The organism is Pseudonocardia nigra, assembly GCF_019396355.1.
Lineage (GTDB): Bacteria > Actinomycetota > Actinomycetes > Mycobacteriales > Pseudonocardiaceae > Pseudonocardia > Pseudonocardia nigra.
Genome location: NZ_JAHKRK010000299.1, coordinates 1 through 7,361 on the forward strand (window position 1 = coordinate 1; position 7,361 = coordinate 7,361).

At 74.4% G+C, this 7,361-nt stretch carries 8 protein-coding genes; all 8 read right to left on the minus strand.

Annotation, left to right across the window (positions count from 1 at the left end; all coding sequences use genetic code 11):
- Positions 1-150: 150 nt before the first annotated feature.
- Positions 151-1,116, minus strand: a complete 966-nt coding sequence (locus KME75_RS38310) for a fumarylacetoacetate hydrolase family protein (RefSeq protein ID WP_219419839.1) — start codon at positions 1,114-1,116, stop codon at positions 151-153.
- Positions 1,117-1,125: 9 nt separating this feature from the next.
- Complete coding sequence (locus KME75_RS38315; protein WP_219419840.1) at positions 1,126-2,064, minus strand: VOC family protein; 939 nt, start codon at positions 2,062-2,064, stop codon at positions 1,126-1,128.
- Entirely contained in the window at positions 2,061-3,305 is a 1,245-nt protein-coding gene (locus KME75_RS38320) for an FAD-dependent oxidoreductase (RefSeq protein WP_219419841.1), read from the minus strand. The genes KME75_RS38315 and KME75_RS38320 overlap by 4 nt, the downstream gene beginning before the upstream one ends.
- Positions 3,302-4,321, minus strand: coding sequence for an amidohydrolase family protein (locus tag KME75_RS38325; protein WP_219419842.1), 1,020 nt, complete (start codon positions 4,319-4,321; stop codon positions 3,302-3,304). Before KME75_RS38325 ends, KME75_RS38320 begins: the two co-directional genes overlap by 4 nt.
- The gene (locus KME75_RS38330; protein ID WP_219419843.1) at positions 4,318-5,448 is read right to left on the minus strand and encodes an FAD-dependent monooxygenase; all 1,131 of its coding nucleotides are present in this window, start codon (positions 5,446-5,448) and stop codon (positions 4,318-4,320) included. Before KME75_RS38330 ends, KME75_RS38325 begins: the two co-directional genes overlap by 4 nt.
- A gap of 10 nt (positions 5,449-5,458) precedes the next feature.
- The gene (locus tag KME75_RS44405; protein WP_246633652.1) at positions 5,459-5,668 is read right to left on the minus strand and encodes a hypothetical protein; all 210 of its coding nucleotides are present in this window, start codon (positions 5,666-5,668) and stop codon (positions 5,459-5,461) included.
- Positions 5,617-6,435: a cyclase family protein gene (locus KME75_RS38335; RefSeq protein ID WP_246633653.1), complete on the minus strand. Its 819-nt coding sequence runs from the start codon at positions 6,433-6,435 to the stop codon at positions 5,617-5,619. Before KME75_RS38335 ends, KME75_RS44405 begins: the two co-directional genes overlap by 52 nt.
- The coding region (locus tag KME75_RS38340; protein WP_219419844.1) for a fumarylacetoacetate hydrolase family protein at positions 6,432-7,361 on the minus strand (930 nt) is incomplete at its 5' end. The genes KME75_RS38340 and KME75_RS38335, both read right to left, overlap by 4 nt.

Below are 7,361 nucleotides of genomic sequence, written 5' to 3' on the forward strand. Positions count from 1 at the left end.
GCATGAGCCGAGACGGGGGCATGAGCCGAGACGGGGGCATGAGCCGAGACGGGGGCATGAGCCGAGACGGGGGCATGAGCCGAGACGGGGGCATGAGCCGAGACGGGGGCATGAGCCGAGACGGGGGGCATGGGCGGACCCCGGCGGCACCTACGGGCGCGTCCGGGTCCGAGGGCGGGGGCGTGCCGGGCGGACCGGGGGCAGCTCCACGCCGGGGACGACCCGGTTGCGGATCGTGCCGATGCCCTCGACGGTCATCTCCACGACGTCGCCGGGCCGCAGCGGTGGCGGGTCCTGCCACCCGCGTCGGCCCCACAGCTCCGCGAGGCACCCGCCGTTGCCGCAGGTGCCGGAACCGAGGACGTCCCCGGCGCGGATCCACGTGCCCCGGGAGGCGTAGGCGAGCAGGTCCTCGAAGGGCCACCCCATGTTGGACAGCAGGTCCTGGCCGACCTCCACGTCGTTGACCGCCACCCGCATGTCCAGGGCGAGGAAATTGTCGGCGTCGCGGTGCGGCTCCAGCTCGTCGGCGGTGACGAGCCACGGGCCGAGCGTGGTGGCCGAGTCCTTGCCCTTGGCCGGGCCGAGCTGCACCTTCATCTCGCGGCGCTGCAGGTCGCGCGCGGACCAGTCGTTGAGGACCGTGTACCCGAAGACGTGCTCGCGGGCCTGCTCCGGGGTGAGCGGCGCCCCGTCGCGCCCGACGACCGCGGCCACCTCGAGCTCGAAGTCGAGCAGTTTCGAGCCGGGCGGCACCGGCACGTCGTCGTGCGCGCCGACCAGGGCGTGGGGGTTGGTGAAGTAGAACGTCGGCGCCTCGTACCACTCCGGGACGACCCCGCCGCCGTCGCCGACGCTCGCGACCACGCCCTCGACGTGCTCCTCGAACGCCACGAAGTCTCGCACGGTGGGTGGCGCCAGCGGCGGCAGCAACCGGACGCCGTCGAGCGGCCCGGCCGGGCCGTCGAGCGCGGCGGCGCCGGCCTCCAGCGCGGCGGGCAGCCCGGCCCGGACCAGGTCGAGCACGGTCGTTCCGGACGGCAGGGGGTGCAGGCCGTCGTCACCGACGACCCCGGCGGCGACGACGCCGAACCGCTCCCAGGTGGCGAACCGCATCGGACTCCCTCAGACCGGCGGGGCCACGAACAGGCCCTTGTCGGGGTCGTTGAACGACCGGCTGGCCACGAACTCGTTCATGGCGTTGGCGGTGCCCCACTGGTCGCTGACCTCGGGGCGGGTGAAGTCGTACACCGACGGGTGCCAGGTGTCCTCGTCGAGGATCTCCAGCTCCGTCGTGTACTCCAGCGTGTTGCCGTGCGGGTCGAGGAAGTAGCTGAAGGTGTTGTTGCCGGCCATGTGCCGGCCCGGCCCCCAGATCTTCTCGACGCCCGTCCGCAGCAGCCGCCCGGTGCCGCGCATGTACTCGTCGATGCCGCGCATCTCGAACGAGGCGTGGTGCAGCGCCGGGTGCGGGCCCCGGGCGATCGCCATGCTGTGGTGCCAGGCGTTGGTGCGCAGGAACCACATCATGTTGCCCATCCGCGGGTGCATCAACGTGTCCGACAGTGCGAACGCCAGATGCTTCTCGTAGAACGCGAGCGTGCCCTCCGGGTCGGCGGAGTTGATCACGACGTGCGACAGGCGGACCGGGATCGACTCGCCCTCCTCGACGGCGCGGTGCTGCCGGACCGCCACGTCGGCGCTGATCTCGACGGTGCGCCCCTCGTTGTCGAAGAACCGGAACCCGTAGCCGCCGCCGGGGGTCTGCAACGTGTCCGGCTCGCTCACCAGCTGCACGCCGTCCGCCGCGAGGCGCCCGGCGAGCGTGTCGACGTCGGCGGGCGTGGCGGCGCCGAACGCGATGAGGTCGATCCGCTTCTCCGCGGCCTGCCGCAGCCGCACGACGTACTGCTCGGGGGTGCCGGCGGCGGCGAGGAACGTCAGGCCCGACTCGCTGTGCTCGGCGGTCAGGCCCCAGGTGCTCGTGTAGAACTCCAGCTGCTTCGCGTGGTCGGGCACGGCGAGGTCGACGTGCCGCAGGTGGGTGATCAGACGTTCGGTCATGGCGTCCTCCTGGGGGTTACCGGTGGGACCGCCGCCGGGGGCGGCTCCTCGATGAGGGCGAGCTGGGTGAGGACCTCGGCGGGGTTGGCGTCGCCGACCGCCTTCTGCAGCAGCGTCGTGCGGTCGAGCACGAGGTCGCGCAGGGGCCGCAGGGCCCGCGGCATGTGGTGGAACACCTTCCCGATCACCCAGGCGCTCTGGACCTGCCGCCGCGTGTGCGGCTTGCGCGGGTCCTCGTAGGCCTGGAGGGCGGCCCGCACCCCGACCGGATCGGTGAGGTCGACGCCGGCGAGCGCGCGCCCGACGAAGTAGCCGTCCTCGATCGCCATGCCCGCCCCGTAGGCCGCGTAGGGCGAGGTGGGATGGGCGGCGTCGCCGACGAGCGTCGCGCGGCCCTTCGACCACTGTCGCAGCGGCGGGCGGTCGCGCAGCACCCAACGCTGGACGTGGGCCGGGTCGGTGGCGGCGATCAGCCGGGGGAGCGGGTGCGGGAACCCGGCGGCCAGTGCTGCGGCCGAGGCGTGCAGATCGGCCGGGGCCGGGGCGGCCGGGTCGCATGCGGTCAGCACCCACCACTGGAAGCCGTCGCGGCCCTTGTGGCGGATCGCCGTCCAGCTGCCCTGCACGTCCGGGCCGTGGGTGAGGATGCAGACCCCGCGCTCGGCTCCGGTGTCCTCGGCGAACGTGTAGCCGCCGAAGATGTGCAGCCGGTGCTCACGCTTCGGGGCGTCACCCCAGAGCGTGCGCCGCACGAGTGAGTCGATGCCGTCTGCGCCCACGAGCACGTCGGCCTCGACGGTGCCGCCGTCGGTGAGGTGCAGCGTCACCGCCCGTTCGTCCTGTTCGATGCGCTCCACCTGCCGGTTCGTCTGCAGCACCCCGGTCGGCAGGGCGGCCAGCAGGCGCGCGTACAGCTCCGGACGCAGCAGCCCGATGAACCCGCCCCCGAACGTCTCCTCGACGTCACGCGGGAGCTTGACGTCGACGCGGCGCCGCCCCGCGAGGTTGCGGAACTCGGTGCGGCAGGGGGCGCCGAGGTCGGTGGTGTCGACCCCCATCGCCCGCAGCGCCTTCACCGGCGGCGACCAGAGGTTGAGGATGTTGCCTGCCGGGCGTGCCTCGCGGTACCGCTCGAGCAGCGTCACCTCGTGCCCGGCCTGCGCGACGGACAGGGCCGTGGCCATCCCGGCCGGTCCGGCGCCGAGGACGGCCACCCGCCCGCGACGAGGCGACTCGATCATGTGGTGCTCCTCAGCTCGTCGCGAGAAGGGGCGAGCTCCAGCGCCGCCGCGTTGCCGCCGGTGATGGCGTGCTCCGCGGCCGCGCCCACGCCGGCGGCCCGCAGCCGTTCCACCGGGTCGGGCACACCCATCTCGAAGGGGTAATCGCTGCCGAGCAGCACGCGGTCGGCGCCGGCGGCCGCCACGAGCGCGCGCAGCGCGTCCGGCGTGTGGACCAGGGAGTCGAACCAGAGCCGCCGCAGGTAGCTGCTCGGCCGCTCCGCGCTCCCGCGCGCCTCCGGGCGCACCTCCCAGGCGTGGTCGGAGCGGCCCAGGAACGTCGGGAGGTAGCCGCCGCCGTGCGCCGCGACGAGCCGCAGCCCCGGATGGCGGTCGAGCATCCCGGAGAACACCAGGTGCGACAGCGCCACGGCGTTCTCGACCGGCTGCCCGACGGTGTTCGACAGGTAGAACCGGTCCAGCCGTTCGTCGAGCGAGCAGCCGAACGGGTGCAGGAACACCACGGCGGACAGCTCCGCTGCGCGGGCCCAGAAGGGCTCGAGGCGCGGGTCGGACAGCTCCACCCCGGGGGCGAAGGAACCGATCTCCACGCCGGCCAGCCCGCACGTCCCGATCGCGTCGTCGAGCGCCTCGACGCACAGGTCCGGGTGCTGCAGCGGCACGAGTCCGAGCCCGGTCAGCCGCGTCGGCTCCTCCGCCACGACCGCCGCGATCGCCCGGTTCGCCGTGCGGCACACCGTGCGGGCGAGGTCCGGCCCCGCCCAGTAGTGGTAGTGCGACGGCGACGGGCTCACGACCTGCACGTCCACCTCCGCCGCAGCCATGTCGGCCAGCCGCCGGTCCACGTCGGTCAGCTGCGGGATCCGCTCGGCCACCATCCGCCCGGAGACGGCGAGCGACTCGGGCCCGTTGCGGCGGGCGTCGAGCGCGCGGTGGGCGTCCAGTCCGGGCTGCCCGGCGACGACGGCCTCGACGTCGGGCAGCAGCGCGTGCGCGTGGACGTCGACGGTCCTCATGCGGGCTCGCTCACCAGCGCGGCGATCCGGCCCATCAGGCCGGGGACGTCGCCGCGCTCGCCGTCGAGCATCCACTGCCCGAGCTGGACCGACGCCGCGACGACCGCGGCGGCGCGCTCGTGGCGGCGCGCGTGGAAGGCGTCCCAGAGGTCCTGGTCCACCGCATCCCGGGAGGTCAGCAGCTCGGCGAGCACCGCGGCGTCCTCCAGCGCCTGCGCCGCGCCCTGGGCGAGCGTGGGCGGGCAGGAGTGTGCCGCGTCCCCGATCAGGACCACGTGGCCGCGGTTCCACGGCGCCGGGAGGACGTGGGTCTCGAACCGGGTGTAGTGGACCCGGGACGGGTCGTCGAGCAGCGGACGGATGTCGTCCCACGGGCCGTGGTAGGCCTCCGACAGCTCCCGCATCACCGCGAGCCGCTCGTCGGCCGACAGCGCGGAGCGGTCCTGCACGGCCTCCACGAGGTAGGCGTAGAGCGAGTCCTCGCCGGTGGGGCAGTAGCCCGCGATGTAGGCCGGACCGCCGTAGTAGAGGTCGGTGCGGGTGACGCTCGCCGGACGGCGGGTGAACGCCCGCCAGATCCCCATCCCCGTGGCGCGCGGTTCCAGGTCGATGCCGAGCGCCCGGCGCGTCCAGGAGCGGATGCCGTCGGCGCCGACCACGAGGTCGTAGCGGCCGGCCGAGCGGTCGTCGAATCCGACGTCGACCCCGGCGCCGTCCTGTCTCAGCCCGCTGCAGGTCGTCCCCATCCGGATCTTCACCCCGGCGGCCGCGGCGCGGGCGTGCAGGATGCGGGCGAGGTCGGGGCGGGGCATCCCGACGGTGGCGGGCAGGTCGGGCCCGCCGGTGCGGGCGTCCGGGATCTCGGCGAGCAGCGCGCCGGCCGGGTCGGGGGCGCGCAGGCCGAGGCTGTCGAAGGCGTACCCGGCGGCCCGGACCTCCTCCCACACGCCGAGCTGTCGCAGCACGCGCAGCGCGTTGCCCTGCAGCGTGATCCCGGACCCGACGGTCGAGATCTCGGGGTCGAGCTCCACGAGGTCGACGGCCACGCCGGCCTCGGCCAGCAGGATCGCAGTGGCGGTGCCGGCGACACCGCTGCCGACGACGAGGACGGAGCTGACTGCGGTCATCGAAGTGCTCCTACTTGACGGCGATCGGGTTGACGGGGGCGCCGACGGCGCCGGTGACGGGCAGCGGGGCGGCGGTGAGCCAGAAGTCGTAGCGGCCGTCGGCTGCGCAGTCGGCGGCGATCGCGTCGAGGTCCCACAGCTCCCCGACGAACAGCCCGATGTGCGGGATCACGACCTGGTGCAGCGGCTGGAAGGCGTGGTCGAACTCGTTGGGGCGCACCTCGAAGCCCCAGGTGTCGGTGGCGATCCCGGCGATCTCGGTGTCGTGCAGCCAGTCGGCCGTGGTGAACGACAGGCCGGGGGCGGGGCGCCGGCGTAGTCGCCCCAGCCGTCGCGGCGGGCCCGGGCGAGCTGCCCGGTCCGCACGCACACGAGGTCGCCGCGCCCCACCTGGGCGCTCGGGCCCTGGGCGGCGATCGTCGCCTCGAGGTGCTCGGCGGTGATCGCGAACCCGTCGGGCAGCTCGCCCTCGGTGCCGAGGGCGCGGCCGACGTCCAGCAGGACCCCACGGCCGGCGATCGGCGCGGCGGCGGTCTCGATTCCGGTGACCCGGTCGCCCTCGCTGGTGACGACGTCGCCGGCGCGGCGGCCGTGCCAGGCGCGGCCGTGGTCGAAGATGTGCCCGAGCCCGTCCCACTGGGTCGAGGCCTGCAGCGGCATGAAGATCACGTCGTCGGCGCCGCCGATCCCGTGCGGGAACCCCTGCGTGCCGCGCTCGGCGTCCACGCCGGTGTCGAGCATCGTGTGCACCGGGTTGGTGCGCCGCCGCCAGCCCTTCTGCGGGCCGTTCGCGTCGAACGACTGGGCCAGCGAGAAGCTCACGCCGCGCCGGACGAGCGCGGCGCCCTCCACCCGCTTGGCCGCGTCGAGGAAGTTCAGCGTGCCGAGCACGTCGTCCTCGCCCCAGCGGCCCCAGTTCGAGCAGCGCTTCGCGGCGGCGGCGATCGCGCCCTCCGGGTCGGCGCGGTCCAGCTCCTCCGGCCTCATGCGCCGGCCTCCCCGATGCAGCGCACCCGCTGGGTGCCCAGGCCGGTGACCGTGCCCTCCATGACGTCGCCGTCGCGCAGGAAACGGCCGAACGCCTGCCCGTTGCCGGCGGGGCTGCCGGTGAGCACGAGGTCGCCCGGCAGCAGCGGCGCGGTCTCCGATGCGGCGGCCACGAGCGCGGCCACGTCGAAGATCATGTCCTTGGTGGACTCGTCCTGCATGACCTCGCCGTTCACCGCGAGGCGCACCCGCAGGTCCATCGGGTCGCCGACGCAGGATGCGGGCACCAGCCACGGCCCGGTGGGCAGGAAGCCCGGGGCGTTCTTGCCGCCCAACCAGTCGGTGCCGAGCTCGGGCATGTCGCGGCGGAAGACGCGGTCGCGGGTGGTGACGTCGTTGACGATCGTGTAGCCGGCGACGTGCTCGAGCGCGCGCTCGCGCGGCACCCGGTACGCCGGAGCGCCGATGACGGCCGCGAGCTCCAGTTCCCAGTCGTGCCGGTCGCTGTAGCCGGGGAGCACGAGATCGTCGAAGGGCCCGGCGACGGCGGTGGGCAGGCCGAGGAACAGGTACGGGGTGCCGGTCGCCGCGCGCTCGTCCATCAGAGCCGCGGTGTCGGCCCGGACCTGCTCGGCCGTGCGGCCGTCGGCGATCTCGGTGTGTGCGACCGCCAGGTCGATCACGTGGGTGCGGTAGTTGGCCCCGGACTGGAACACCTGCCGCGGCTCCACCGGCGCCAGCACGCGGCGGCCGGCGAGCGGCGCGCGGGGCACGTCCGGGTCGGCGGCGATCGCGGCGAGGACCGGCAGCACGCGATCCCAGTTAGCGAGCAGGGCGGCGGTCGTCACCGGGGCGGGCAGCCCGAGCCGGTCGGCCAGCGGGTCGAGGTCGACCACCGAGTCGTCGGCCGTGGGGCCGACGACGAG

What these genes read in the sequence shown, in the direction of transcription:
- KME75_RS38320 (WP_219419841.1), bottom strand. Translation starts at nt 3,305, where the DNA reads ATGATCGAGTCGCCTCGTCGCGGGCGGGTGGCCGTCCTCGGCGCCGGA.
- KME75_RS38330 (WP_219419843.1), bottom strand. Translation starts at nt 5,448, where the DNA reads ATGACCGCAGTCAGCTCCGTCCTCGTCGTCGGCAGCGGTGTCGCCGGC.
- KME75_RS38335 (WP_246633653.1), bottom strand. Translation starts at nt 6,435, where the DNA reads ATGAGGCCGGAGGAGCTGGACCGCGCCGACCCGGAGGGCGCGATCGCC.
- KME75_RS38315 (WP_219419840.1), bottom strand. Translation starts at nt 2,064, where the DNA reads ATGACCGAACGTCTGATCACCCACCTGCGGCACGTCGACCTCGCCGTG.
- KME75_RS38325 (WP_219419842.1), bottom strand. Translation starts at nt 4,321, where the DNA reads ATGAGGACCGTCGACGTCCACGCGCACGCGCTGCTGCCCGACGTCGAG.
- KME75_RS38310 (WP_219419839.1), bottom strand. Translation starts at nt 1,116, where the DNA reads ATGCGGTTCGCCACCTGGGAGCGGTTCGGCGTCGTCGCCGCCGGGGTC.